Below are 23352 nucleotides of genomic sequence, written 5' to 3' on the forward strand. Positions count from 1 at the left end.
TTCGTGGGGGGTTTGGGATATGAGAAACGCGCGTCTGTTACGCGGAATGTTCGGAAAGGCCGGGAACCGCGTCCACCGGCATGATCCAGAAGAATTCACCCTGGGCGTCGAAGTCGTAGATGACGGCCCTGGACCCGGCTCGGAACGGTTCGGCACCCGGCTGGCGAACCTGAACGATCGCAGAGGACCCGTCCTTGGCGTGCACCTCGGCCTGACCGAACGTCGCGGTCACCGAACCGGTGCGGACCACGCAGGTGGCGCCCATGAAGTCGCCGCGGGACGGCTGCGGGCCGACCGGCATCAGGCGGGACAGCAGCCCGGCCAGCACCCGGGTGATGCCGAACGCGAGGACCAGGGCCACCAGAATCACCAGCAGCGACAGCACGATCATGACGCCACCGTTCAGATCGGTGGTGCCGAGCACCACGGTCCCGGCCAGGCTCGCGAACCAGGCGAACGCCACCATCAGCGAGATGATCACCGTAACCGGCACGCCACCGAGCCCGAGCCAGGCGAAGAACCCGGTGAGCCCGCCGGCCTCACCCGCATCCCCGTCCAGGCCGTCCACGTCGGCACCGCCGATCAGCACCACGACCCAGTAGCCGACCACGACGACGAGCAGGAAACTGAACAACACCGCCGGGAACCCCAGCGCGGCATCGATGAATCCGCCCATCGTGGCAGCAGCCTCCCCGTGGCCCGTTGTCACGCGCGGTCACCGCCCGGACGGCCATGACCTGCATCTTTTCGACAAAGATGATGATGGCACAGCGGGTCAAGGTCACGATCGACCGTTCAGCCGAGGCCGGTCGGCGGCCTCCGGATGACCGGGACTGCCCGCCGGCCCGCGGCGGCGCCGTCACGTACCCGGGCGGCTTTTATGCGATTTCGTCATGAGATGCCGATCCCAATTCGGGCACGGCGTAGCGAGACAGTGGCTCTCGGCTATGAAAATGATGGGATGAGCGTGACGTGGCAGGTGGATCCGGAGCTGGACGACCGGCTCCGGGAGGAGATCGTCGACCTGTGGCACGCGGCGTCCGAGGCCGGGGGTGCGGTGGGGTTCGTGCCGCCGGTCGAGCGGGATGCGGTGGCGGCGGTGGCGCGGGCGACGTTCGAGTCCCTGGCGGACGGGGAGGATCGGCTGCTGGTCGGGCGGGACGGGGACCGGCTGGTCGGGCTGCTCTTCTTCACCGGGAACCGGTCGGGGCTGCGGATGCACTGGCGCACGCTCAAGCGCGTGATGATCCACCCGGACCGGCAGGGCCGGGGGTACGGCCGGGCGCTGCTCGCCGAGGCCGAGCGGGTGGCGCGTGAGTCCGGTCTGGAGGCGCTGCACCTCACGGTCCGGGCCGGCAATGACACCGAGCGGTTCTACCAGCGCGCCGGCTACAAGGAGGTCGGCCGGGTGCCGGGCGCGATCCGGGTCGGGCCCGGCGACGACCGGGACGAGATCCACATGTGGCTCCCGCTCCGCTGACCGGGCCCGGCCGCGGTCAGCCGCAGGAGGTCTTCTGCACGTCCAGCGTGGCGGCGGCCAGCGGCTGCACGCCGATCTCCGCACCGGCCGTGGCGGACGGGGACGCGGAGGCCGACGGGGACACGGAGGCGGACGCCGAGGCGGAGGGCGACGGGGACGCGGACTTCGGTGCCGCCTTGGCCGGGGCCGGGGCGGCCTGCGCGGCCGGGGCGCCGGCGTCGCCGCCGGAGGCCGAGCCGGTGTTCGCACCGGCGCCGTACATCTTCACACCGCTGGACTGGGTGCTGCCGGGGGCGAGCTTGACGCCGTCCACGGTCGCGGTGTTGCCCTGCGTGTCGGTGGCCCTGATGGTGAACGGCCCGGGGCCGAGGCCGCTGTCCGCCTGCCAGTAGTTGTAGTCGTACTTCTGCAGCGTCACGAAGTTGCCGCCCGCGGTCTTCGCCTGCACCGAGCGCAGCGCGTTGCCGGTGTTGTCGATCCGCACCGAGAACCAGTGCTGCGACGCGCCCTCCTTGACCCGGAACGTGAGCGGGCCGGGCAGCGGCGGGTTCGCGACCGTGGTGTAGGTGACCGGGATGATGCCGTCGACCGGGTTGCCGATCTTGGCGAACGCCTCCTTGCTGAGGTCGATGTGGCCCGCCGCGCACTCCGGGCACTGGTCCACGACCTTGACCCGGACCGAACCCTTCGGGCCGGTCACGTTCAGGTATCCACCGCAGGCGGCCGCGTCCGCGTACTCCCCCGGGCCCATCGCCACGTGCATCAGGTCGGCCGGCGGGCCGTCGTAGGAGCAGTTGCCGCCGCCTCCGGCGATGTCGTAGAACGTGGCCTTGCCGCTCAGCGCGGCCGCGCACGCGGCGGACGAGCCGGTCTGCAGCATCAGCGCCAGCCCGACCACCCCGGCGAGCGCGGCGACACCGGCGGCGGCCAGCCAGGTGACCATCGAGCGCGGCCGGCGGCGCTTGCCGGGAAGCGTGGACAGCAGAGTCGTCTCGTCATGCACGTCCTGGGATGCTTCCGCACGGTACGTAGCGGAGGCCAGATTTCTAATCAGAACCTAAGAGAACGTCACCCGGTGGTTGCTCGTGAATACTTTCATGCATACGATCCTTCCATGAATGAAAAGGGCGCAGATCGGGTGCTCGCGCTCTTCGCCGACGCCCGGCTGACGCCCACCCAGCGGCGGATCGCGCACACGCTGATCCAGCACGCCGGTGCGGCCGCATGGCTGTCCGCGGCCGAGGTGGCCGATCTGGCCGGTGTGAGCCAGCCCTCGGTCACCCGGTTCGCGATGGCGCTCGGCCACGACGGCTACCCGGCACTGCGCCAGCTGCTGCGCGAGGCCGCCACCGCGTCCCCGGCCGAGAACCAGGACCACAAGCCCGACGAAGTGCAGCATGCGGTACGGCGGGAGAGCGCGAACCTCGGCCGCCTCGCCGACGACCTCACCGACCCGAGCCGGCTCACCGAGGCGGGCGCGCTGCTGGCCGGGTCGCGGCCGCTGCCGGTGCTCGGGCTACGGGCCGCCGCGCCACTCGCCGCGTACTTCGGGTTCTTCGCCGCGAAGGTGCTGCCGGACGTGCGGGTGCTCGACTCCGGCGGCACGCTGCTGACCGATCGGCTGGAACAGGCCCGTGCGGCCGGTGCGACCGCCATGCTGGCGATCGTGCTCCCACGGTATCCGCGCGAGGCGCTGGACGCGCTGGGCGAGGCCCGCGCGCTCGGCCTGCGCACCGTGGTGATCACTGACTCGCCGGTCAGCCCGGCGGCGGAACGGGCCGAGTGCGTGCTGACCGCGCCGGTGGGTGCCGGCCTGGTCTTCGACCTGCACACCGCGCCGATGACGCTCGCCATGGTGCTGCTGCAGGCGATCTGCGACGCGGTGCCGGAGGAGACCCAGCGCCGCCTGGAGGAGTTCGAGTCGTCCGCCGTACGCCGGCAGATCTTCGTTCCCTAGCCTGGAGGTTGAGAAGGATGGCGATCAGGGCGCCACGTGGCACCACGCGCACCGCCAAGGGCTGGCCGCAGGAGGCCGCGCTGCGGATGCTGATGAACAACCTCGACCCGGACGTGGCGGAGCGGCCGGACGACCTGGTCGTCTACGGCGGCACCGGGCGGGCCGCGCGGGACTGGCCGTCGTACCACGCGATCGTGCGTGAACTGGGCGACCTGGCCGACGACGAGACGCTGCTGGTGCAGTCCGGGCGGCCGGTCGGCGTGTTCCGTACGCACGAGTGGGCGCCGCGGGTACTGCTGGCCAACTCGAACCTGGTCGGTGACTGGGCGACCTGGCCGGAGTTCCGCCGGCTGGAGAACCTGGGCCTGACCATGTACGGGCAGATGACGGCCGGTTCGTGGATCTACATCGGCACCCAGGGCATCCTCCAGGGCACCTACGAGACGTTCGCGGCCGTGGCGGCGAAGCGGTTCGGCGGCTCCCTCGCGGGCACGCTGACCCTCACCGCGGGCTGCGGCGGGATGGGCGGCGCGCAGCCGCTCGCGGTGACCATGAACGGCGGCGTCTGCCTGATCGTCGACGTGGACCCGGCCCGGCTCCGGCGCCGCGTGCAGACCCGCTACCTCGATCAGGTCGCGTCCGGCCTGGACGAGGCGGTCACGCTGGCGCTGGCCGCGAAGAAGGAGCGCCGGGCCGTCTCGATCGGCGTCGCGGGGAACGCGGCGGCCGTCTTCCCGGAGCTGCTGCGGCGCGGCGTCGAGATCGACGTCGTGACGGATCAGACCTCGGCGCACGACCCGCTCTCCTACGTGCCGCTCGGCGACCCGGCCGGCCTGTCGCCGGAGGAACACACCGAGCGGGCGCGGGCGTCGATGGCCGCGCACGTGGCGGCGATGGTCGGGTTCCAGGACGCGGGCGCGGAGGTCTTCGACTACGGCAACTCGATCCGCGGCGAGGCACAGCTCGGCGGCTACGAGCGCGCGTTCGACTTCCCCGGGTTCGTGCCCGCCTACATCCGGCCGCTGTTCTGCGAGGGCAAGGGCCCGTTCCGGTGGGCCGCGCTCTCCGGCGACCCGGCGGACATCGCGGCCACCGACCGCGCGGTGCTGGACCTGTTCCCGGAGAACGAGTCGCTGGCCCGGTGGATCGCGCTGGCCGGGGAGCGCGTGGCGTTCCAGGGGTTGCCGGCTCGGATCTGCTGGCTCGGGTACGGCGAGCGCGACCGCGCCGGCGTCCGGTTCAACGAGATGGTGGCGTCCGGCGAGGTCAGCGCGCCGATCGTGATCGGCCGCGACCACCTGGACTGCGGTTCGGTGGCGTCGCCCTACCGGGAGACCGAGGCGATGCGCGACGGCTCGGACGCGATCGCGGACTGGCCGCTGCTGAACGCGCTGCTCAACACCGCGAGCGGCGCGTCCTGGGTGTCGCTGCACCACGGCGGCGGTGTCGGGATCGGCCGGTCGCTGCACGCCGGTCAGGTGTGCGTGGCGGACGGGACCGCGCTGGCCGGGGAGAAGATCCGGCGGGTACTGACGAACGACCCGGGGATGGGCGTGATCCGGCACGTGGACGCCGGCTATCCCGAGGCGGCCTCCGTGGCGGCCGAGCGTGGCATCAAGATCCCGATGGCGGCGTCATGAGCGCTTTCACCGACCTCTGGCACGAGATCTCGGACATCGGCGGCACGGCGAAGGACGGATATGTCCGGCTGGCCTGGACGCCGCCCGAGTGGGAGTTGCGCACCTGGTTCGAGGCCGAGGCACGCTACCGGGACCTGGAGTTCGAGGTCGACGGCAACACCACGATGTGGGCCACCTGGAACCCGGCCGGCGCCACCGGGCCGGCCGTCGTCACCGGCAGCCACCTGGACAGCGTGCCGCACGGTGGCGCCTACGACGGGCCGCTCGGCATCGTCTCCGCGTTCCTCGCGATCGAGCTGCTGCGCGCGCGGGGCGTCACGCCGGTCCGGCCGGTCCGGATCGCCGCGTTCGCGGAGGAGGAGGGCTCCCGGTTCGGTGTCGCCTGCCTCGGCTCCCGGCTGATGACCGGCACGTTCGACCCGGAGCGGGCTCGCGCGCTCACCGACGCGGCCGGTGTCACGCTGGCCGAGGCGATGGCCGGCTACGACTTCGACCCGGCGCGGCTCGGTCCGGTGCCGCTGACCGGCATCGCCGCGTTCGTGGAACTGCACGTCGAGCAGGGGCGGGCGCTGACCGTACCGGTGGGGGTCGGTTCGTCGATCTGGCCGCACGGGCGCTGGCGGATGGACTTCACCGGCGAGGGCAACCACGCCGGGACCACGCTGATGGGCGACCGGCGGGACCCGATGCTGACCTACGCGTTCGCGGTGCTGGCCGCGAACAAGGACGCGCGGACGCACGGCGCGCACGCCACGGTCGGCCGGGTCGCGGTGCATCCGAACGCGACGAACGCGATCCCGTCCCGGGTGACCGGCTGGCTGGACGCGCGCGCCGCCACCACGGCCATGCTGGACGAGCTGCTGGCCGGCCTGGGCACCAAGATCGCGACGCGGGCCGCGAAGGACGGCACCACGGTCACGATCACGGCGGAGTCCACCACCGGCGAGGTCGGCTTCTCGGACCGGCTGATCGACCGGTGCGTGACCGTGCTCGGCGAGAAGACACCGGTGCTGCCGACCGGCGCCGGGCACGACGCGGGCGTGCTGTCCGGGTTCGTACCGACCGTGATGCTGTTCGTGCGGAACCCGACCGGTGTCTCGCACGCGCCCGGCGAGCGCGCGGACGACGAGGACTGCGAGGCCGGCGTCGAGGCGCTCGCGGACGTGCTGGCGGAGCTGGCATGCCGATGACCTGGCACGCCGACCTCGCCTGGCTGGGCGACGCTCCGGTCGCGGATGTGCTGATCACCGCGGACGGCGGCCGGTTCACGTCGGTGACGCCGGGCGTGCCGCGGCCACCGGACGCGGAACGGCTGGCCGGGCTGACGCTGCCCGGTCTGGCGAACGCGCACTCGCACGCGTTCCACCGGGCGCTGCGCGGGCGCACACACGCGGGCCGGGGCACGTTCTGGACCTGGCGGGAGCAGATGTACGCGGTCGCGGCGCGGCTCACCCCCGGCTCCTACCTGCGGCTGGCCCGAGCCGTGTTCGCGGAGATGGCGCTGGCCGGGATCACCTGCGTGGGTGAGTTCCACTACCTGCACCACGGTCCGGGCGGGCAGCGCTACGACGACCCGAACGAGATGGGCGCGGCGCTGATCGAGGCGGCGGCGCAGGCCGGGATCCGGATCACGCTGCTGGACACCTGCTACCTGACGGCGTCGGTGTCGGGCGAGCCGCTGAACGGGGCGGCGCTCCGGTTCGGCGACGGGTCGGCGACCGCGTGGGTCGACCGCGTCGAAGTCCTCAAACCGGGGAAGAACGCCCTGGTCGGTGCCGCCATCCACTCCGTTCGTGCCGTCCCGCGTGACCAGCTGCCCGAGGTCGCGGCGTGGGCCGCCGGCCGGGGCGCCCCACTGCACGTCCACCTCTCCGAGCAGCGTGCCGAGAACGACGCGGCCGTCGCCGCGCACGGCCGCACCCCCACCGCCCTGCTGGCCGAGGCCGGTGCGCTCGGGCCGCGGACCACCGTCGTGCACGCCACCCACCTCACCGAGCGCGACGTGGCGACGCTGGGCGGCAGCCGTACCCGCGCATGCCTGTGCCCCACCACGGAACGTGACCTCGGCGACGGGATCGGTCCCGCCGCGGCCCTCGCCGCCGCCGGGTCACCGCTGTGCACCGGCAGCGACAGTCATGCCGTCATCGACCCGCTGGAGGAGGCGCGTGCCGTGGAGCTGCACGAACGCCTGCGTACCGAGCACCGTGGCCATTTCACCGCCGGCGCGCTGATGCAGGCCGCGACCGCGGATGGGCATGCCTCGCTCGGCTGGGACGACGCCGGCACCATCACCGTGGGTGCGCGCGCCGACCTGGTGACGGTCACGCTGGAGTCCGCGCGCACGGCCGGGACCGACCCGGCCGGGATCGTCTTCGCCGCGAGCGCCGCAGACGTCACCGACGTGATCGTGGACGGCGACCGGATCGTCCGGGACGGGCGCCACACCCGCCTGGACGTGCCGCGCGAGCTGCGGGAGGCGATCGCATGGCTCTCCTGATCGACCGGATCGGCGAGCTGGTCACCAACGAGCCCGGCTGCTGCGCACGCGGACACCTGACCACGCTGAAGGACGCGGCGGTGGTCACCGAGGCCGACAAGATCGTGTGGGTCGGCCGGTCCGCGGACGCGCCCGCCGCCGACCACCGCCTCGACGCGGACGGCCGGGCGGTGCTGCCCGGCTTCGTGGACAGCCACTCTCACCTGGTCTTCGCCGGGGACCGGGCGTCGGAGTTCGCGGCCCGGATGGCCGGCGAGCCGTACACCGGCGGCGGCATCCGGACCACGGTCGCGGCCACCCGCGCGGCCACCGACGACCAGCTCCGCGAGGCGGCCGGCCGGCTGCGGGCCGAGGCGCTGCGGCAGGGCACCACCACGATCGAGATCAAGAGTGGGTACGGGCTGTCCGTCGCGGACGAGGCCCGGTCGCTGCGGATCGCCCGCGAGCTGAGCGAGGAGACCACGTTCCTCGGCGCGCACGTGGTCCCGGCGGAATATGCCTCGCGGGTCGACGACTACGTGTCGCTGGTCTGCGGGCCGATGCTGCACGCGGCCACGCCGTACGCCCGGTGGATCGACGTGTTCTGCGAGACCGGCGCGTTCGACGCCGACCACGCGCGGGCGATCCTCACCGTGGGCAAGGCGGCCGGGCTCGGCGTCCGGGTGCACGCGAACCAGCTCGGGCCCGGGCCGGGCGTACAGCTGGCGGTGGAGCTGGACGCGGCCAGCGCGGACCACTGCACCCACCTGACCGACGCGGACGTGGAGGCGCTGGCCGGGATGTGGACGGTGGCGACGCTGCTGCCGGGCGCGGAGTTCTCCACCCGGTCGCCGTACCCGGACGCGCGCCGGCTGCTCGACGCGGGCGCCACGGTCGCGCTGGCCACGGACTGCAACCCGGGGTCGTCGTACACGTCGTCGATGCCGTTCTGCATCGCGCTCGCGGTCCGCGAGATGCGGATGACACCGGCCGAGGCGGTCTGGGCGGCGACCGCCGGTGGCGCCCGCGCGCTGCGCCGCGACGACATCGGCGTGATCGCACCGGGCAAGCGCGCCGACCTGATCGTCCTGGACGCCCCCTCGTACCTGCACCTGGCCTACCGGCCCGGGGTGCCCCTGATCAGCGACGTCGTGCACAACGGAGTGAAGCTATGACCGTCATCGTCACCCCGCTCGGGGTCTCCGCCACCGACGTGATCGCGGTGGCCCGCGACGCCGCCACGGTCACGATCTCGTCGGAGGCGCGGGACAGCATGGCCCGCAGCCGGGACATCGTCGACCGCATCGAGGCGGGTGGCCGGCCGGTCTACGGCGTCTCCACCGGCTTCGGCGCGCTGGCCAGCACGTTCATCGACCCGTCACGGCGGGCGGAGCTGCAGCACGCGCTGATCCGGTCGCACGCCGCGGGCGTCGGCGCGCCGATGCCGCGCGAGGTGGTCCGGGCGATGATGCTGCTGCGCGTACGGTCGCTGGCCCTGGGCCATTCGGGTGTCCGCCCGCTGCTCGCCCAGGCACTGATCGACCTGCTCAACCACGACATCACGCCGTGGGTGCCGGAGCACGGTTCGCTCGGCGCGTCCGGCGACCTGGCACCGCTCGCGCACTGCGCGCTGGTGCTGCTCGGCGAGGGCTGGGTGCTCGGCAAGGACGGCGCCCGGATGGCCGCATCCGAGGCACTCGCCCAGGCCGGCCTCTCCCCCATCGACCTGGGCGCCAAGGAAGGGCTCGCGCTGATCAACGGCACCGACGGCATGCTCGGCATGCTGCTGCTCGCGATCGAGGACGCCCGGCACCTGTTCACCATGGCGGACGTGACCGCGGCGCTCGCGGTCGAGGCGATGCTCGGCTCGGAGCGGCCGTTCCTGCCGGAGCTGCACACCATCCGCCCGCACCCGGGCCAGGCCACGTCCGCGGCGAACATCCACCGGCTGCTGCAGGGCTCGGCGATCATGGACTCGCACCGGGACGACGTGGCGCACGCGGTGCAGGACGCGTACTCGATGCGCTGCGCGCCGCAGGTGGCCGGTGCGGCCCGGGACACGCTCGGGTTCGTCACCACCACCGCGGCCCGCGAGCTGGTCTCCGTGGTGGACAACCCGGTGGTACTGCCGGACGGCCGCGTCGAGTCGACCGGGAACTTCCACGGCGCGCCGCTCGGCTTCGCCGCGGACTTCCTGGCGATCGCGGCCGCGGAGGTGGGTGCGATCGCGGAACGCCGCGTCGACCGGCTGCTGGACGTCACCCGCAACCGCGACCTGCCGCCGTTCCTGTCCCCGGACGCGGGCGTGAACTCCGGCCTGATGATCGCGCAGTACACGGCTGCGGGCATCGTGGCGGAGAACCGCCGGCTGGCCGCACCGGCCTCGGTCGACTCGCTGCCGACCAGCGGCATGCAGGAGGACCACGTCTCGATGGGCTGGGCCGCGACCAAGAAACTGCGCACCGTACTGGACAACCTGACCAGCATCCTCGCGGTCGAGCTGCTCAGCGCGGTCCGCGGCATCCAGCTCCGGGCGCCGCTCACACCGTCCCCGGCCGGGCGGCTCGCGGTCGACGCGGTGGCCGCGTTCGCGGGTGCGCCGGGACCGGACATCTTCCTGGCCCCGGCGATGGAGGCGGCGCGTACCGTGATCGCCGGGCCGGCACTGCGGTCCTCGATCGAGGAGACGGTCGGGCCACTCGCCTGATGCAACCCTTTCGGCGGCGACTCGGTCATGGTGAACGTGAAACAGGACAGGGGCTCGGAATTCCACGCGTTCGTGGCCGCGCGGCGTGGACATCTGCTGCACACCGCGCGGCTGCTGACCGCGGGCGACCCGCATCTGGCCGAGGACCTCGTGCAGACCGCGCTGACCAAGCTCTACGTCTCCTGGGCGGCGTTCCTCCGGGCCGACAACCCGGACGGCTACCTGCGCAGGGTGCTGGTCAACGCGTTCATCACGGAGCGCCGCCGCGCCTGGTGGCGCTTCGAGCGACCGGCCGAGCGCCTGCCGGAGCGCGCCGACTCCGGATCCGTGACGGCCGACACGGATCCGGAACTCGCCCGCGCCCTCGGTGAGCTGCCGGCGCGCATGCGGGCCGCCGTCGTCTTCCGCTACTTCCACGAGCTCAGCGTGGCGGAGACGGCGGCGGCGCTCGGCTGCTCGACCGGCACGGTCAAGAGCCAGACGGCCCGGGCCCTGGACAAGCTGCGGGCCGCGTTGGAGCGGCCCGCGGCGCCTCGTTCCACACCGCCCCAGCACACCGAGGAGTTGGTCCGCTAATGGATCTCCACAGCCGTATGCAGCGGCTCGGCGGCACGATCGAGGAACCGTCGGCCGCCGCGATCGAGGGCGACCTGGCCCGCGGTCGCAAGGCCGTCCGGCGCCGCCGGGCGGCGCGGGTCGCCACCGGATCCGCGGTCGGGGTCGCGGCGATCGCGACCGCGTTCGCGCTGACCGTCACCGGCCCGGCCGGCACCCCGCCGGCCACCGTCCCCGCCCCCGCTCTCGCGGAGGCGAGTGCGTCCGGCGTCCAGCTGGTCGCCTACTCCGGCGAGCAGCCGGAGGGCTTCACCATCGACAAGGTCCCGCAGGGCTACACGGTCCAGACGCAGAACGAGCATGCGCTGGTTCTAGCGCCGGAGCAGCTGCCCAGCGTGCGCTTGAGCGACGTCCCGGACTCGGTCCTGGACAACCCGCAGGCGTTCATTTACAAGATCGCGGTCTACCTGGCGGGCCCCGAGGCCGTGCCCGGCGACAGCGAGAAGATCTCGGTCGGCGGCAAGAACGCCCTCTTCCACCTCGACGCGCCGCGCACGTCGGAGGGCGAGCGCGAGCCGGGCGCGCGGTACTTCATCACCGTGGCGCCGTCGGTCCACATGGTCGTGCAGTTCTGGCCGGACATGAAGCTGACCGAGGTGCAGATGACCGAGATCGCCGGCGGCATCGACGTCGCGCCGGAGACGGTCGCGGCCTACGTGGCCGAGCGCGGCTACTAGCGCCGCCCTCCCGCCCGGCCCGGCGGTTCGCCGGGCCGGGCACCGGCTCCGTAGGGTCGCGGCATGGCTCCGCCTCTGGTCTGGTACACCGCCTACGGCTCGAACATGCACGCCACGCGGCTCGGCTACTACCTCGGCGGGGGCCGGCCACCGGGCGGGCGCCGGACCTATCCGGGCTGCCGGGACTCGTCGCCGCCGCGCCGCACGGTCGGGTCGACGCTGCCCGGCGGCATCTACTTCGCGGGCGAGTCACCCGCGTGGACCGGCGGCGCCGCGTTCTACGACCGGCATCTTCCCGGCACCGCCGCGGCCCGCAGCTATCTGGTCACGCTGTCGCAGTTCTCCGACATCGCGGCCCAGGAGATGTACCGCCCGCCCGGCACCGACCTCGACCTCACGCCGGTCCTGGCCGACGGCCACCTCACCATGGGCGACGGCCGCTACGAGACCCTGGTCCACGCCGGCGACCTGGACGGCCACCCGCTGATCACCTTCACCGCCCCGTGGACCGCTGCGTCGGCCGCGCTCAACGCCCCCGCTCCGCGCTACCTGGAGATGATCTCCAGCGGCCTGCACGAGGCCCACTCCTGGAGCCCCACCCAGATCGCCGTCCACCTCGCCACCCGCCCCGGTGTCACCCAGAGCATCCCGGAGCTGACCATGCTGGCCGAGCGCGGCATCGAGCTGGGCATGCGCCTCGCCGCCCCGGATCCCGACGGCGCCTGAAAACCTTTCGAGCGCGGATTCTCCGCTTCCGGCGTGGTCACGGAGGCTCTGTCCGGAGCGGCTCGGTGCGATTTCTCCCGAGCGGTGGGCACTCCCAGCCGGATGCGTCAGTAGGCGTACGGCCAGGCGGCGTCGTCCCAGGCCCCACCAGCTCCCGTCGCCCGCAATGAACAGGACCGCCCTAAACCAGACCTGAGCCCGCCCTCAGGTCGCGATGCGGTGGATGTGACGCATCTTGTTCATCGCGTCGAGCGCGGCGACCTTGTAGCTCTCGGCCAGCGTCGGATAGTTGAAGACCGCGTCGACCAGGTAGTCGACCGTGCCGTTGCACCCCATCACGGTCTGGCCGATGTGGACCAGCTCGGTGGCGCCGGTACCGAAGACGTGCACGCCGAGCAGCTTGCCGTCGTCCGGCGAGACCAGAAGCTTGAGCATGCCGTACGAGTCGCCGATGATCTGGCCGCGGGCCAGCTCGCGGTAGCGGGCGATGCCCACCTCGAACGGGATGCGCGCCTCGGTCAGCTCGTCCTCGGTGCGGCCGACGAAGCTGATCTCCGGGATCGTGTAGATGCCGATCGGCTGGAGCTGGTGCATGTCCCGCGCGGGCTCGCCGCAGGCGTGGTGCGCGGCCAGCCGGCCCTGCTCCATCGAGGTGGACGCGAGCGCCGGGAAGCCGATGATGTCGCCGACCGCGTAGATGTGGTCGACCGAGGTCTGGTAGTTCTCGTTGACCGAGATGCGGCCGCGGTTGTCCGCCGCCAGCCCGGCGCTCTCCAGGTTCAGGTCGGTGCCGAGACCCTGGCGGCCCGCCGAGTACATCACCGTGTCCGCGCCGATCCGCTTGCCGGACTCCAGCAGCGCGATCGCGCCGCGCGGGTGCCGCTCGACCGACGCCACGGTCTCGCCGAACCGGAACGTGACGGCCAGGTCGCGCAGGTGGTACTTGAGACTCTCGACGATCTCCAGGTCGCAGAACTCGAGCATGCGGTCACGACGCTCGACCACGGTGACCTTGGTGCCGAGCGCGGCGAACATCGACGCGTACTCGATGCCGATCACACCGGCACCGACCACGATCATCGAGTTCGGTACATGCTCGAGGTTGATGATGCCGTCGGAATCTATGATCGTCCGGTCGTCGAAGTCGACGGTGGACGGCCGGGCCGGCTTGGTGCCCACGGCCACGATGATCTTCTCCGCGGTCACCTTGGTCTCGCGGCCGCTCTCGTCGTCGACCGACACCGTGTGCGCGTCGAAGAACGAGCCGGTGCCGGTGAGCAGCCGCACCCGGTTGCGCTGCAACTGGCTGCGGATCACCTCGACCTCGCGGCCGATCACGTGCGACGTGCGCGCGCTCAGGTCGCCGACCGTGATGTCGTCCTTGACACGGTAGTCCCGGCCGTACATCTCTCGCTGGTTGAGGCCGGTCAGGTAGACCACGGCCTCGCGCAGCGTCTTGGACGGAATGGTGCCCGTGTTGATGCACACGCCACCGATCATGTTGCGCCGCTCGACGATGGCGACCCGCCGATCCAGCTTCGCCGCGGCGATCGCGGCCTTCTGCCCGCTCGGGCCCGATCCCAGCACCAGGACGTCGAAGTCGTACACGTCACTCATCATGCCCTGAAACCGTTACGGATCAGGTCAGTTCCTTGGCGATAACTTTGGCCAATGCGCGGAACGCCTTCCCACGGTGGCTGATCGCGTTCTTCTCCTCCGGCGTCAGCTCCGCGTTGGTCTTCTGCTGGCCGTCGGCGATGAAGACCGGGTCGTAGCCGAACCCGCCCTCGCCGCGCGGCGCACGCAGCAGCCGGCCGGTCATCCGGCCGTCCACCAGGTGCTCCTTGCCGCCGGGCAGGACCAGCGCGGCCGCGCAGACGAACGCGGCGCCGCGGTGCTGCTCCGGCACGTCGCCGATCTGGGCGAGCACCAGGTCGGTGTTGGCCCGGTCGTCGCCGTGCCGGCCGGACCAGCGCGCGCTGAACACGCCGGGCATGCCGGAGAGCGCGTCCACGGTCAGGCCGGAGTCGTCCGCGACCGTGGGCAGGCCGGTGTGCCGGACACCCTCACGCGCCTTGATCAACGCGTTCTCGCCGAACGTCAGCCCGGACTCCGGGACCTCCGGGTACTCCGGCACCGAGTCGAGGCCGACCAGCTGGACGCGGCTGGCGCCGAGCGCTGCGTCCAGGATGCTCTGCAGCTCGGTGAGCTTCTTCGCGTTCCGCGTGGCCAGGAGCAGTTTCGTCATGCCGAGAGCGCCTTCCGCTGAGCCTCCGCCAGGTCGGCGCAGCCGGCCACGCCGAGGTCGAGCAGCGCGTCGAGCTGTGCGCGCCCGAAGACGGTCGCCTCGCCGGTGCCCTGAACCTCGACGAAGTCGCCCTCGCCGGTGCAGACGATGTTCATGTCCACATCGGCCGCCACATCCTCGGTGTAGCACAGATCGAGGCGCGGTTCACCGCCGATCAAGCCCACGCTGACCGCGGCCACGGACCGGTGCACGACCTTCTCCACGGTACGGCCGCCGAGCATCTTCTTCCCGGACATCCAGGTGACCGCGTCGTGCAGTGCCACGTAGGCACCGGTGATCGCGGCGGTGCGGGTGCCGCCGTCCGCGTTCAGCACGTCGCAGTCCAGCACGATCGAGTTCTCGCCGAGCGCCTTGAGGTCGACGCAGGCGCGCAGGCTGCGGCCGATCAGCCGGGAGATCTCGTGGGTGCGTCCGCCGATCCGGCCCTTCACGCTCTCCCTGTCGGACCGGGAGTTGGTGGCGCGCGGCAGCATCGCGTACTCCGCGGTCACCCAGCCGAGGCCGGAGCCCTTCCGCCAGCGTGGCACCCCCTCGGTGACGCTGGCGGTGCAGAGCACCCGGGTAGCGCCGAACTCGACCAGCACCGACCCTTCCGGATTGGGACTCCACCGCCGGGCGATGGTCACCGGTCGGAGCTGGTCGGGCGTTCTGCCATCGGGACGAGCCATGGCGGAAGCCTATTCGCTGGCCACCGAGCGCTGTTCGCGGGTGTCCTGGCGCGCGCCGTGCGCCCGCAGGAAGCCCTCGATCGCGGCCGGCCAGCCGAACTGCTCGGCCCGGGCCCGCGCGGCCGTCCGGCGCTCCCGCTCCGGCCGGTCCAGCAGCTCCTTCACGCCGTCCGCGAATGCCGCGCCGGTGCCGGCCACCGCCATGCCGGCGTCGCCGACCACCTCGGGCAGCGCGCTGGCCGCGTTCACCACCACCGGCGTGCCGCAGGCCAGCGCCTCCAGCGCGGCCAGGCCGAACGTCTCCACCGGCCCGGGTGCGATCGCGACGTCCGCGCTGGCCAGCAGCCCGGCGACGGTGGCACGGTCGTTGATGAAGCCGGCGAACCGGACCGGCAGCCGCGCCGCCTTGTAGGCCAGCGCGGCACGCCGCGGGCCGTCACCGACCACCACCAGCGACGCCTTGACGCCGGATGCGAGCAGCGCGCCCAGCGCGTCGATCGCCAGCTCCGGCCGCTTCTCCGGGGAGAGGCGGCTGCAGTGCACGAGCAGCGCCTCGTCGTCCCGGGCGAACCGGGCGCGGATCGCCGGGTCGTGATGCTTCGGGGTGAACCCGTCCAGGTCCACCCCCAGGGGGACCTCGACCAGGTTCGGCGTGCCGATCCGCTTGAACTCCGCGGCGGCCCAGGCGGTGGTGCAGAGGATCGTGTCGAACTGGCGGGCGGTGCGCGCGTTCAGCACGTCCGCCGCGCGCCCGCCGGCGCCGGACGGCACGCCCCACACGTTCAGCAGGCCGGCCAGGCTCTCGTGCGACACCATCATCGACGGTACGCCGTGCGCCTTCGCCCAGTCGCCGGTCCAGCGCAGCGTGCTGCGGTCGGAGACCTCCAGCCGGTCCGGCCGCAGCTCCTCCAGCACCGCGGAGAGCCGGCGGCGGCCGAGCATCAGCCGGTAGCCACCGGTCCGCGGGACCATCGTGCCGGGCAGCGTGATGACGCGCCCGTAGGACGTCATCTCGTCACCGGCCTTCTTGCCGGGCACGACCAGGACCGGCTCGTGCCCGGCGGCCCGGTAGCCCTCGCCGAGGTTGCGCAGCGCGGTGCGCAGTCCCCCGGAGCGGGACATGACGAAGTTCGCCAGCCGGACGATGCGCAGGCCGCTCGGCGGCGTCTTGGGTTCCGACGACGCGCGCTGGCCGGGGATCGGCACCGGGAGAACCTCCTGGTCAAGACTGGCGTGCAGGATGGACACGGCCTCAGGCCGCCATCTGCACGGGCGCCGGCACACCGGGACCGGCGACCACGGCAGCGTAATGCCCGAGCAGTTCGTCGCCAACGGCCGCCCAGCTTCGGCGGGCCACGGTGGCCCGTGCGGCCCGTCCGAACTCGACTCGCCGCTCGTCGTCAGCGACCAGACCGGCGACCGCGTCGGCGAGCGCGGCCGCGTCCTCCGGCGGCACCAGCTCGCCGGTGACGCCGGGCCGGACCAGATCGACCGGGCCGCCGACCGCGGGCGCGACGACCGGCAGACCGGACGCCATCGCCTCCTGCACGGTCTGGCCGAACGTCTCGTGCGGCCCGGTGTGCGCGAAGACGTCCATACTGGCGTACAGCCGGGCCAGTTGCTCGCCGTGACGGGCGCCGAGGAACAGCGCGTCCGGCACCGCCTTCTCCAGCTCCTTGCGCGCGGGCCCGTCGCCGACGATGACGACCTTGACGCCGGGCAGGCGGCTGGTCCGGGCCAGCAGGTCGACGCGCTTCTCCACGGCGAGCCGGCCGACGTAGCCGACGATCAGCTCGCCGTTCGGCGCGAGCGCGCGGCGGACCGCTTCGGAGCGGTGGTCCGGGCGGAACCGCTCGACGTCCACGCCGCGCCGCCACAGCCAGACCCGGGAGACGCCGTGCGCGATCAGCGCCTCGGCGGACGCGGTGGAGGGTGCCAGCGTACGGTCGGCGGTGTTGTGGATCTGTCTGATCCACTTCCAGGCCGTGGCCTCACCCCAGCCGAGCTTGTAGAGGCGCGCGTACGCCGCCACGTCGGTCTGGTAGACCGCGACGGTCGGCAGGCCGCGCTGAGCGGCCAGCACGGAGCCACGGCCGCCCAGGAAGAACGGGCTGGCCAGGTGCACGACGTCGGGCCGGTGCGCATCGAGCGCCTCGGCAATCCTGGGCACCGGGAGCCCGAGGCGGAAATCCTTGTACCCCAGCATCGGGAAGCTGGCCACCCGGACCACCGGGTAGTCGGTGGCCGGCAGCACGCGGCGGGTCGTCATCGCCGGGTTGGGCGCGATGACGAGCGGCTCGTGGCCCCGGCTGACCAGGTGCTCCGCGACGCGCACGACGGAGTGCGCGACGCCGTTGACGTCCGGCAGGAACGACTCCGTGATGATCGCGATACGCATGGGCTCACCGTGCGGTCACGTCCGGTGCGGGAGCTGAAAGCCGGTTGTCCAGACGGCGAACACTGGTGCAAGAAACGCCACCGCGGTCGATGGGTCAGATCTCGTAGCGCGCACCCGGCCGGACGATCTCCACCGGGCCGCTGAACGCGGCCTGCGCCGCGTCCTGGGTGAGCGCCTCGCTGCCCCACGCCGCGACCAGGTGGGTCAGCAGCAGCCGGCCGACCGCGGCCTTGTCCGCGATCTCGCCCGCCTCCCGCCCGGTGAGGTGCAGGTCCGGCGGGTTGTCGACACCGTCGAGGTAGCTCGCCTCGCAGAGGAATACGTCCGCGCCCTGGGCCAGCCGCAGCAGCGAGTCGCACGGTGCGGTGTCCGACGAGTAGGCCAGCACCCGGCCCTCGTGCTCGACGCGCACGCCGTACGTCTCTATCGGGTGGTTGACCCGGTCCACCGTGACCGAGAACGGGCCGATCGGGAACGTGCCGGGCTGCAGGCTGTAGAACGTGTAGACGTCGTCGACCGGGCCCTCGTCGAGGCTGTAGGCGGTCGCGATCCGGTCCGGCGCGCCGTCCGGCGCGTAGACCGGCAGCGGCGGCAGCGGGCCGTCCGGCGCGTACCGCCGGGCCACCACGTAGGTGCAGGCGTCCAGCACGTGGTCGCAGTGCAAGTGGCTGATCAGGATCGCGTTCACCGAGTGCAGGCCGGCGTAGCGCTGCAGCGCGCTCATCGAGCCGGAGCCGAAGTCGATCAGCAGGTTGAAGCCGTCGACCGAGAGCAGGTAAGCGGAACAGGCCGACTCGGGACCGGGGAAACTGCCGGCACAGCCAAGCACGGTCAATCGCATTCTGCTACCCCGTTGTCACGCTGCGCTGTCGACTCACACCGGATCGGACGCACGCCGGAGATCGTCCGCCGAGAATCCACCACGCTGCGCAGCCTACGCCGTGACCAGTGCAGCACATAAAGGTCTGATCGAACTTGTCACGAAGGTGACAACGGATTGCGATAAGCGCTCCGGACGATCCCGGCCCGGCGATCGTTACGCGGCGTGCGCATGCGGCGTTGCACTGGGTGAGGAGTATCCCCCCGGCGCGGCCACAGCTCCATTTCCGAGATCGGAGTAACGACGTGCCCGACGCCCCCACCACCGGCTGGCTCCCGATGTTCACGGAGACCACCGATCTACCTGATCAGCGGCGTGCGCCGGTCACCGGCCCGGCGTTTCGCATGCCCGCGGAGACCGACCCGGAGCCGTCCACCCGCCGCCTGCTCGGCCTCTCCTGCTGGGCCGGCGCGCTCGCGCTGCTCGGCCTCGCGGTCGCGATCCGCGGCCTGGCGGCCCTCTTCGCCGACACGGCCGGTGGCTGGCGCGAACCGGCGATGGCCGGCGCGGGTGTGACCGGGATCGCACTCACGGTGGGCGCCTTCATGTCCGTCCACCGCCGCCGGCTGCCCTGGATCATGCTGGCCATCGCGACGCTCGCGCTCCTGGCGTCCGCGCTGCTGTAACCGATTCCGGGAAGATCAAGAACGAAATTCTTGATCTTTCCGCTTCCGGCGGGACGGCTTCCGCACGCTCCCGCGGGCACCGGTTCCGAGGTCACTCGGCTTATTTGATCTTGACGTAGGCGTGGCGCGATCACACGTTTCGCACCTGCGGGACGGCCTGCGCGTGACCGCCGGAAGCGGGGCGGCGCTCTCGCCGGACGTGCGGTGATCGACTTCAGTCGAGTGGCACGGGCGACGATCACGAGCTGCACCCGCCGCAAACGGTTCCCGGCCGGGCGCGGGACGACAGGCATGAGCCGCGCTCTGCCACAAACCGTCCACGGCCGGACGCGTCGACATCCACGCAACTGCCGCAGGGCGGCCGCAGCAGGAGAGGGCGCATTGGCCAATGAGCGGCTTTCATCATGTTCTTGCAGCTGGAGAAGGGTGCGATCGGCGAGTGAGGCCCCCTGATGACAGCCGTTGACCAAGATCTGACGCCCCGGCCAGAGAGCCTTTCCGCGCTGTTTCAACCCGCCGCGATCTCGTTGCCCGCCGGCGATCAGGCTTGGACTTGCGTAACGGCCGCACCCGCGCCACCTGACCGCACGGGTGCGGGATCCGGCCGTCGGCCGCATGGCGTCACGTCCGGGAAACGCTCGTCCTGCCGGCTCGTTGCGGACGCGCTCGATCTCACTACCACCACGGCTGGAGCCGCCGGCTGACTGATGCATCCCAGACGAGCGACACGCGCCATACCGCCACGGCCCCGGGATCCGCCAGCCGGCTCATGCATCCCGGACGAGCAGCACGCGCTACAACGCATTCCGTCGGCCAGGGCGATCATCATTCATCAACTTCACCCGAATGATCGTGAGCCGCGCAGCGTAAAAAATTTACACTATTCAACCTTTCATTCCGGCTCCGCTGTGGCAGTGACAGCTCCTGGCCAAGCTCCGCCGCAGACCACACCGGGCCACCGCCATCACCTGGCGATCATGGTCCTCGACCCCATCAACGCAGGCCGCCAACCAGGATGAGCAAGGCTCAATGAGCCCGTCGCCCTCGGCGACGCGGGGAAGCGAGGCCGACTCGATCAGCCCGGCCCCTTGTCGTGATGTTTCGGGCACGGCGTGCCCATGTGCCGGCCTTCGCCCGCGTGAGTAACCGAATGTCTGCCGACAGTGCGCCTACCCGCCGGGCGCAGACCGGCCGGATGCCGACCCGCCACATCCCCGATCCGCCGGATGCCGACCAGGCCAGACCGGCCGGGTGCCGACCGGGCGCCGCAGCGGCCCTTTGGCCGCCGCGTCGGCAGGCCGGCCGGTCACCGCACCAGCCAGTCGGCCGGCCGAGCACCAGTCGGTTGGTGCGGCGGCCGTACCGTGATCGCTTGAAGATCGAATAGGCTGAGTGGCAGCGAGCACCGCTCAGGCCCAGAGCTGGCCTTCGAGGGACTCCTCGGCTTCGGCGAGGGTGCCGCCGTATGCGCCGGTGGAGAGGTATTTCCAGCCGCCGTCCGCGACCAGGAACGCCACGTCCGCGCGCCTGCCCGCCTTCACGGCCTCGTGCGCGACGTTGAGCGCCGCGTGCAGCACCGCGCCGGTGGAGAACCCGGCGAACAGCCCCTCGACCTCCACCAGCTGCCGGGTGCGCAGCACCGAGTCGCGGGTGCCGACCGAGAACCGGCGGGTGAGCACGGTGGCGTCGTAGAGCTCCGGCACGTACCCCTCGTCGAGGTTCCGCAGGCCGTAGACCAGCTCGCCGTAGCGCGGCTCGGCGGCCACGATCTCGATGCCCTCGACCTTCTCCCGCAGGTAGCGGCCGGTGCCCATGAGCGTGCCGGTGGTGCCGAGGCCGGCCACGAAGTGCGTGATCGACGGCAGGTCGCGCAGCAGCTCCGGACCGGTGGTCTCGTAGTGGGCGCGGGCGTTCGCCTCGTTGCCGTACTGGTAGAGCATCACCCAGTCGGGGTGCTCGGCCGCGATCTGTTTCGCGGTCGCGACAGCCTGGTTCGAACCGCCGGCCGCGGGCGAGAAGATGATTTCCGCACCGTACATCCGGAGCAGCTGGGTGCGCTCGGCGGAGACGTTCTCCGGCATCACGCAGACCAAGCGGTAGCCGCGCAGCTTCGCCACCATGGCCAGCGAGATGCCGGTGTTGCCGCTCGTCGGCTCCAGGATCGTGTCGCCCGGGCGGATCCGGCCGGCCTCCTCGGCCGCCCGGATCATGAACGCGGCGGCGCGGTCCTTCACGCTGCCGGTGGGGTTGCGATCCTCCAGCTTCGCCCACAGGCGGACCGGTGGCGCCCCGTCGGGCACCACCGGCGACAGGCGAGGCAGTCCGATCAGCGGCGTGTCGCCACCGAGGTCCAGCAGGCTGTCGTACCGCGCCATGATCTTTAGCGGCCGTTGTGGCCGAGCAGCGCGGCCGCGGCGGCGAAGCCGAACGCGCCACCGGCGACGGCCGGCAGCACGGTGACGGACGCGCCGTCGGACAGCTTGGCCTCGAGGCCGCCGAGGAAGCGCACGTCCTCGTCGTTGACGTAGATGTTCACGAAGCGGTGCAGCGTGCCCTCCGGCGTGACCAGGCGGCCACGGATGCCGGAGTGGCGCGAGTCGAGGTCGGTGAGCAGGTCGGCGAGCGTGTCGCCGGAGCCCTCGACGACCTTCGCGCCGCCGGTGTAGGAGCGCAGGATGGTGGGGATGCGAACTTCGATGGCCATGGTGGCGTACTCCTGAAGGAAGAATCGACAGACGACGATAGAAGGAAGGCGATTACGGCTTGTGGGCGCGCAGGATCAGCGCCGACACTCGTAATCGACCGTCGTCGGACTCTGGCCGAACATGTACGTCTGGACGGCGTGGGGATCAGGCACCATGGGGCATCAGCTCCATGGATTCAATGGTGCCATCCCGCACCTCGACCGGCTCCTCGGTCACCTCACCGTCCACGATGCGGAACGACCGGATCTCCTCGGAGTCGGGCTCGCGCGTCGAGACCAGCAGGTAGTGCGCGCCGGGTTCACCGGCGAACGAGATGTCGGTGCGGGACGGGAACGCCTCCGTGGCGGTGTGCGAGTGGTAGATGACCACCGGCTCCTCGTCACGGTCGTCCATCTCGCGCCAGACCCGGAGCTGCTCCATCGAGTCGAACTCGTAGAACGTCATCGACCGGGCCGCGTTGTCCATCGGGATGTGCCGCACCGGCCGGTCGCTGCCGGCCGGGCCGGCGACCACGCCGCAGGCCTCGTCCGGGTGGTCCCGGCGGGCGTGCGCGACGATCGCGTCGAGGATCGCCCGGTCAATGGTCAGCACGACCGCCACTTTACCCCGAGCCACGGACCCCCGGAGGGGCCCGTGGCGCCCGTCACGCCGCGCTCACCCCTCGATCAGCGCGTGCAGCAGCGACTCCTGCAGGTAGCCGAGGTACGCGTAGACCGAGAGCTGGAACACCCGGGTCGACGTGGGGTCGTGCAGGACCGCGTCGTCCAGCTCCTCGCCCAGGTCGGTCTCCGGCTTGATCTCCAGCCGGATGCCCATCGCCAGCCGCGCGTCGTTGATCGCGCGCAGCCACGCCTCGGCCTCCTCCGCGTCCAGCGAGACGTCGCCGCCGCCCTCGGAGGGCAGCCCGGCGAGAATCGCGCCGGCCTGGTCGATCTTCGCGGTCTTGAGGTCGCCCTCGGTGTACCGCCGGACCTCCTCGCTCTCCGCGGGCTGATCCGGGTAGATCGCCGGGAAGAGCCGGCCGACGACCGGGTCGTCGTGGTCGAAGCCGTCCGTGAGCAGGCCCACGACCTCGCTCGCGACCTTGCGCAGCACGCGCACCTCGTCCTGGGCGAAGCTGGCCACGCACTGCGTGCCCTGGCGCCGGAACATGCTCACCGTCCTCCCGTCACTGCCGGTCCACCGTCGCCCACAAACCATAGGCATGCAGTTGGGAGGCGTCGTGCTCCATCCGCTCCCGGGCGCCGGTCGAGACCACCGCCCGGCCCTTGTGGTGGACCGCCAGCATCAGCTCCTCGGCCCTCTCTCGGCTGTATCCGAACAGCTTCTGGAAAACCCAGGTCACATACGTCATGAGATTGACCGGATCATCCCAGACGATCGTCACCCACGGACGGTCCTCGACCGGGAGCTCTTCGATGTCTGGCGTTTCGACCGGTGCGATCTGCGGCGCCGCCATGTCCCCATCGTGCCACCGAGTCCGCTGTGG

Annotated in this window: 23 protein-coding genes and 1 pseudogene; 11 read left to right on the forward strand and 13 right to left on the reverse strand. The window is 71.8% G+C overall.

Annotation, left to right across the window (positions count from 1 at the left end; genetic code table 11):
- Positions 1-37 precede the first annotated feature (37 nt).
- A complete protein-coding gene (locus J2S42_RS16085) occupies positions 38-676 on the reverse strand; it encodes an OB-fold-containig protein (RefSeq protein WP_307239998.1) in 639 nt (212 codons plus the stop codon).
- A 285-nt stretch (positions 677-961) separates the two neighbouring features.
- On the opposite strand from J2S42_RS16085, the gene J2S42_RS16090 reads away from it, so the two are divergent.
- Positions 962-1480 (forward strand): GNAT family N-acetyltransferase, encoded by a 519-nt coding sequence (locus J2S42_RS16090; protein ID WP_307240000.1) that lies wholly within the window; start codon positions 962-964, stop codon positions 1478-1480.
- Positions 1481-1496: 16 nt separating this feature from the next.
- Here J2S42_RS16090 and J2S42_RS16095 read toward each other — a convergent pair whose 3' ends face one another.
- Positions 1497-2483, reverse strand: a complete 987-nt coding sequence (locus J2S42_RS16095; protein WP_307240001.1) for an expansin EXLX1 family cellulose-binding protein — start codon at positions 2481-2483, stop codon at positions 1497-1499.
- Between the two features lie 111 nt (positions 2484-2594).
- On the opposite strand from J2S42_RS16095, the gene J2S42_RS16100 reads away from it, so the two are divergent.
- The 9 genes from J2S42_RS16100 (at position 2595) to J2S42_RS16140 (ending at position 12278) form a co-directional block, all read left to right on the forward strand.
- On the forward strand, positions 2595-3437 hold the full coding sequence (locus J2S42_RS16100) for a MurR/RpiR family transcriptional regulator (protein WP_307240003.1): 843 nt from the start codon (positions 2595-2597) through the stop codon (positions 3435-3437).
- A gap of 17 nt (positions 3438-3454) precedes the next feature.
- On the forward strand, positions 3455-5077 hold the full coding sequence (gene hutU / locus J2S42_RS16105) for a urocanate hydratase (protein ID WP_307240005.1): 1623 nt from the start codon (positions 3455-3457) through the stop codon (positions 5075-5077).
- Positions 5074-6267, forward strand: coding sequence for an allantoate amidohydrolase (locus J2S42_RS16110; RefSeq protein WP_307240007.1), 1194 nt, complete (start codon positions 5074-5076; stop codon positions 6265-6267). The genes hutU and J2S42_RS16110 overlap by 4 nt, the downstream gene beginning before the upstream one ends.
- The gene (locus tag J2S42_RS16115) at positions 6264-7574 is read left to right on the forward strand and encodes a formimidoylglutamate deiminase (protein WP_307248794.1); all 1311 of its coding nucleotides are present in this window, start codon (positions 6264-6266) and stop codon (positions 7572-7574) included. The genes J2S42_RS16110 and J2S42_RS16115 overlap by 4 nt, the downstream gene beginning before the upstream one ends.
- Positions 7562-8728 carry an imidazolonepropionase gene (hutI, locus tag J2S42_RS16120; RefSeq protein WP_307240008.1) on the forward strand — a complete coding sequence of 389 codons (1167 nt, stop codon included), beginning with the start codon at positions 7562-7564 and terminating at the stop codon, positions 8726-8728. Before J2S42_RS16115 ends, hutI begins: the two co-directional genes overlap by 13 nt.
- Positions 8725-10260, forward strand: coding sequence for a histidine ammonia-lyase (gene hutH, locus J2S42_RS16125; RefSeq protein WP_307240010.1), 1536 nt, complete (start codon positions 8725-8727; stop codon positions 10258-10260). Before hutI ends, hutH begins: the two co-directional genes overlap by 4 nt.
- A gap of 36 nt (positions 10261-10296) precedes the next feature.
- Positions 10297-10836: a SigE family RNA polymerase sigma factor gene (locus tag J2S42_RS16130; RefSeq protein ID WP_307240012.1), complete on the forward strand. Its 540-nt coding sequence runs from the start codon at positions 10297-10299 to the stop codon at positions 10834-10836.
- The gene (locus tag J2S42_RS16135; RefSeq protein ID WP_307240014.1) at positions 10836-11552 is read left to right on the forward strand and encodes a hypothetical protein; all 717 of its coding nucleotides are present in this window, start codon (positions 10836-10838) and stop codon (positions 11550-11552) included. Before J2S42_RS16130 ends, J2S42_RS16135 begins: the two co-directional genes overlap by 1 nt.
- 63 nt (positions 11553-11615) lie before the next feature.
- Positions 11616-12278: a histone deacetylase gene (locus J2S42_RS16140; RefSeq protein WP_307240016.1), complete on the forward strand. Its 663-nt coding sequence runs from the start codon at positions 11616-11618 to the stop codon at positions 12276-12278.
- A gap of 204 nt (positions 12279-12482) precedes the next feature.
- On the opposite strand, the gene sthA is transcribed toward J2S42_RS16140, so the two are convergent.
- From sthA to J2S42_RS16170, 6 genes are all read right to left on the reverse strand, one after another.
- Positions 12483-13898, reverse strand: coding sequence for a Si-specific NAD(P)(+) transhydrogenase (gene sthA, locus J2S42_RS16145; RefSeq protein ID WP_307240018.1), 1416 nt, complete (start codon positions 13896-13898; stop codon positions 12483-12485).
- Between the two features lie 19 nt (positions 13899-13917).
- Positions 13918-14526, reverse strand: coding sequence for an RdgB/HAM1 family non-canonical purine NTP pyrophosphatase (gene rdgB / locus J2S42_RS16150; protein ID WP_307240020.1), 609 nt, complete (start codon positions 14524-14526; stop codon positions 13918-13920).
- A complete protein-coding gene (gene rph / locus J2S42_RS16155; protein ID WP_307240022.1) occupies positions 14523-15254 on the reverse strand; it encodes a ribonuclease PH in 732 nt (243 codons plus the stop codon). Before rph ends, rdgB begins: the two co-directional genes overlap by 4 nt.
- A gap of 9 nt (positions 15255-15263) precedes the next feature.
- Positions 15264-16502 (reverse strand): glycosyltransferase, encoded by a 1239-nt coding sequence (locus J2S42_RS16160; RefSeq protein ID WP_488193133.1) that lies wholly within the window; start codon positions 16500-16502, stop codon positions 15264-15266.
- 4 nt (positions 16503-16506) lie between these two features.
- The gene (locus tag J2S42_RS16165; protein ID WP_307240024.1) at positions 16507-17652 is read right to left on the reverse strand and encodes a glycosyltransferase family 4 protein; all 1146 of its coding nucleotides are present in this window, start codon (positions 17650-17652) and stop codon (positions 16507-16509) included.
- 94 nt (positions 17653-17746) lie between these two features.
- Positions 17747-18493, reverse strand: coding sequence for an MBL fold metallo-hydrolase (locus J2S42_RS16170; RefSeq protein WP_307240026.1), 747 nt, complete (start codon positions 18491-18493; stop codon positions 17747-17749).
- Positions 18494-18777: 284 nt separating this feature from the next.
- On the opposite strand from J2S42_RS16170, the gene J2S42_RS16175 reads away from it, so the two are divergent.
- Positions 18778-19158: a hypothetical protein gene (locus J2S42_RS16175; RefSeq protein WP_307240028.1), complete on the forward strand. Its 381-nt coding sequence runs from the start codon at positions 18778-18780 to the stop codon at positions 19156-19158.
- 1409 nt (positions 19159-20567) lie between these two features.
- On the opposite strand, the gene J2S42_RS16180 is transcribed toward J2S42_RS16175, so the two are convergent.
- From J2S42_RS16180 to clpS, 5 genes and pseudogenes are all read right to left on the reverse strand, one after another.
- Positions 20568-21533, reverse strand: a complete 966-nt coding sequence (locus J2S42_RS16180; RefSeq protein WP_307240030.1) for a PLP-dependent cysteine synthase family protein — start codon at positions 21531-21533, stop codon at positions 20568-20570.
- 5 nt (positions 21534-21538) lie between these two features.
- Complete coding sequence (locus J2S42_RS16185) at positions 21539-21862, reverse strand: MoaD/ThiS family protein (RefSeq protein ID WP_306838685.1); 324 nt, start codon at positions 21860-21862, stop codon at positions 21539-21541.
- A gap of 75 nt (positions 21863-21937) precedes the next feature.
- A pseudogene (locus J2S42_RS16190) lies at positions 21938-22454 on the reverse strand (M67 family metallopeptidase).
- Positions 22455-22517: 63 nt separating this feature from the next.
- Positions 22518-23015 (reverse strand): DUF2017 domain-containing protein, encoded by a 498-nt coding sequence (locus J2S42_RS16195; protein ID WP_307240034.1) that lies wholly within the window; start codon positions 23013-23015, stop codon positions 22518-22520.
- 16 nt (positions 23016-23031) lie between these two features.
- Positions 23032-23322 (reverse strand): ATP-dependent Clp protease adapter ClpS, encoded by a 291-nt coding sequence (gene clpS / locus J2S42_RS16200; protein WP_307240035.1) that lies wholly within the window; start codon positions 23320-23322, stop codon positions 23032-23034.
- Between the last annotated feature and the right edge of the window lie 30 nt (positions 23323-23352).

The organism is Catenuloplanes indicus (assembly GCF_030813715.1).
GTDB classification, from domain to species: domain Bacteria; phylum Actinomycetota; class Actinomycetes; order Mycobacteriales; family Micromonosporaceae; genus Catenuloplanes; species Catenuloplanes indicus.

Excerpts from the sequence above, each read along its gene's own strand:
- J2S42_RS16085 (WP_307239998.1), bottom strand. The coding sequence starts at position 676 with ATGGGCGGATTCATCGATGCCGCGCTGGGGTTCCCGGCGGTGTTGTTC.
- J2S42_RS16090 (WP_307240000.1), top strand. The coding sequence starts at position 962 with ATGAGCGTGACGTGGCAGGTGGATCCGGAGCTGGACGACCGGCTCCGG.
- J2S42_RS16100 (WP_307240003.1), top strand. The coding sequence starts at position 2,595 with ATGAATGAAAAGGGCGCAGATCGGGTGCTCGCGCTCTTCGCCGACGCC.
- hutU (WP_307240005.1), top strand. The coding sequence starts at position 3,455 with ATGGCGATCAGGGCGCCACGTGGCACCACGCGCACCGCCAAGGGCTGG.
- J2S42_RS16110 (WP_307240007.1), top strand. The coding sequence starts at position 5,074 with ATGAGCGCTTTCACCGACCTCTGGCACGAGATCTCGGACATCGGCGGC.
- J2S42_RS16115 (WP_307248794.1), top strand. The coding sequence starts at position 6,264 with ATGACCTGGCACGCCGACCTCGCCTGGCTGGGCGACGCTCCGGTCGCG.
- hutI (WP_307240008.1), top strand. The coding sequence starts at position 7,562 with ATGGCTCTCCTGATCGACCGGATCGGCGAGCTGGTCACCAACGAGCCC.
- hutH (WP_307240010.1), top strand. The coding sequence starts at position 8,725 with ATGACCGTCATCGTCACCCCGCTCGGGGTCTCCGCCACCGACGTGATC.
- J2S42_RS16135 (WP_307240014.1), top strand. The coding sequence starts at position 10,836 with ATGGATCTCCACAGCCGTATGCAGCGGCTCGGCGGCACGATCGAGGAA.
- J2S42_RS16140 (WP_307240016.1), top strand. The coding sequence starts at position 11,616 with ATGGCTCCGCCTCTGGTCTGGTACACCGCCTACGGCTCGAACATGCAC.
- sthA (WP_307240018.1), bottom strand. The coding sequence starts at position 13,898 with ATGATGAGTGACGTGTACGACTTCGACGTCCTGGTGCTGGGATCGGGC.
- rdgB (WP_307240020.1), bottom strand. The coding sequence starts at position 14,526 with ATGACGAAACTGCTCCTGGCCACGCGGAACGCGAAGAAGCTCACCGAG.
- rph (WP_307240022.1), bottom strand. The coding sequence starts at position 15,254 with ATGGCTCGTCCCGATGGCAGAACGCCCGACCAGCTCCGACCGGTGACC.
- J2S42_RS16165 (WP_307240024.1), bottom strand. The coding sequence starts at position 17,652 with ATGCGTATCGCGATCATCACGGAGTCGTTCCTGCCGGACGTCAACGGC.
- J2S42_RS16170 (WP_307240026.1), bottom strand. The coding sequence starts at position 18,493 with ATGCGATTGACCGTGCTTGGCTGTGCCGGCAGTTTCCCCGGTCCCGAG.
- J2S42_RS16180 (WP_307240030.1), bottom strand. The coding sequence starts at position 21,533 with ATGGCGCGGTACGACAGCCTGCTGGACCTCGGTGGCGACACGCCGCTG.
- J2S42_RS16185 (WP_306838685.1), bottom strand. The coding sequence starts at position 21,862 with ATGGCCATCGAAGTTCGCATCCCCACCATCCTGCGCTCCTACACCGGC.
- J2S42_RS16195 (WP_307240034.1), bottom strand. The coding sequence starts at position 23,015 with ATGTTCCGGCGCCAGGGCACGCAGTGCGTGGCCAGCTTCGCCCAGGAC.
- clpS (WP_307240035.1), bottom strand. The coding sequence starts at position 23,322 with ATGGCGGCGCCGCAGATCGCACCGGTCGAAACGCCAGACATCGAAGAG.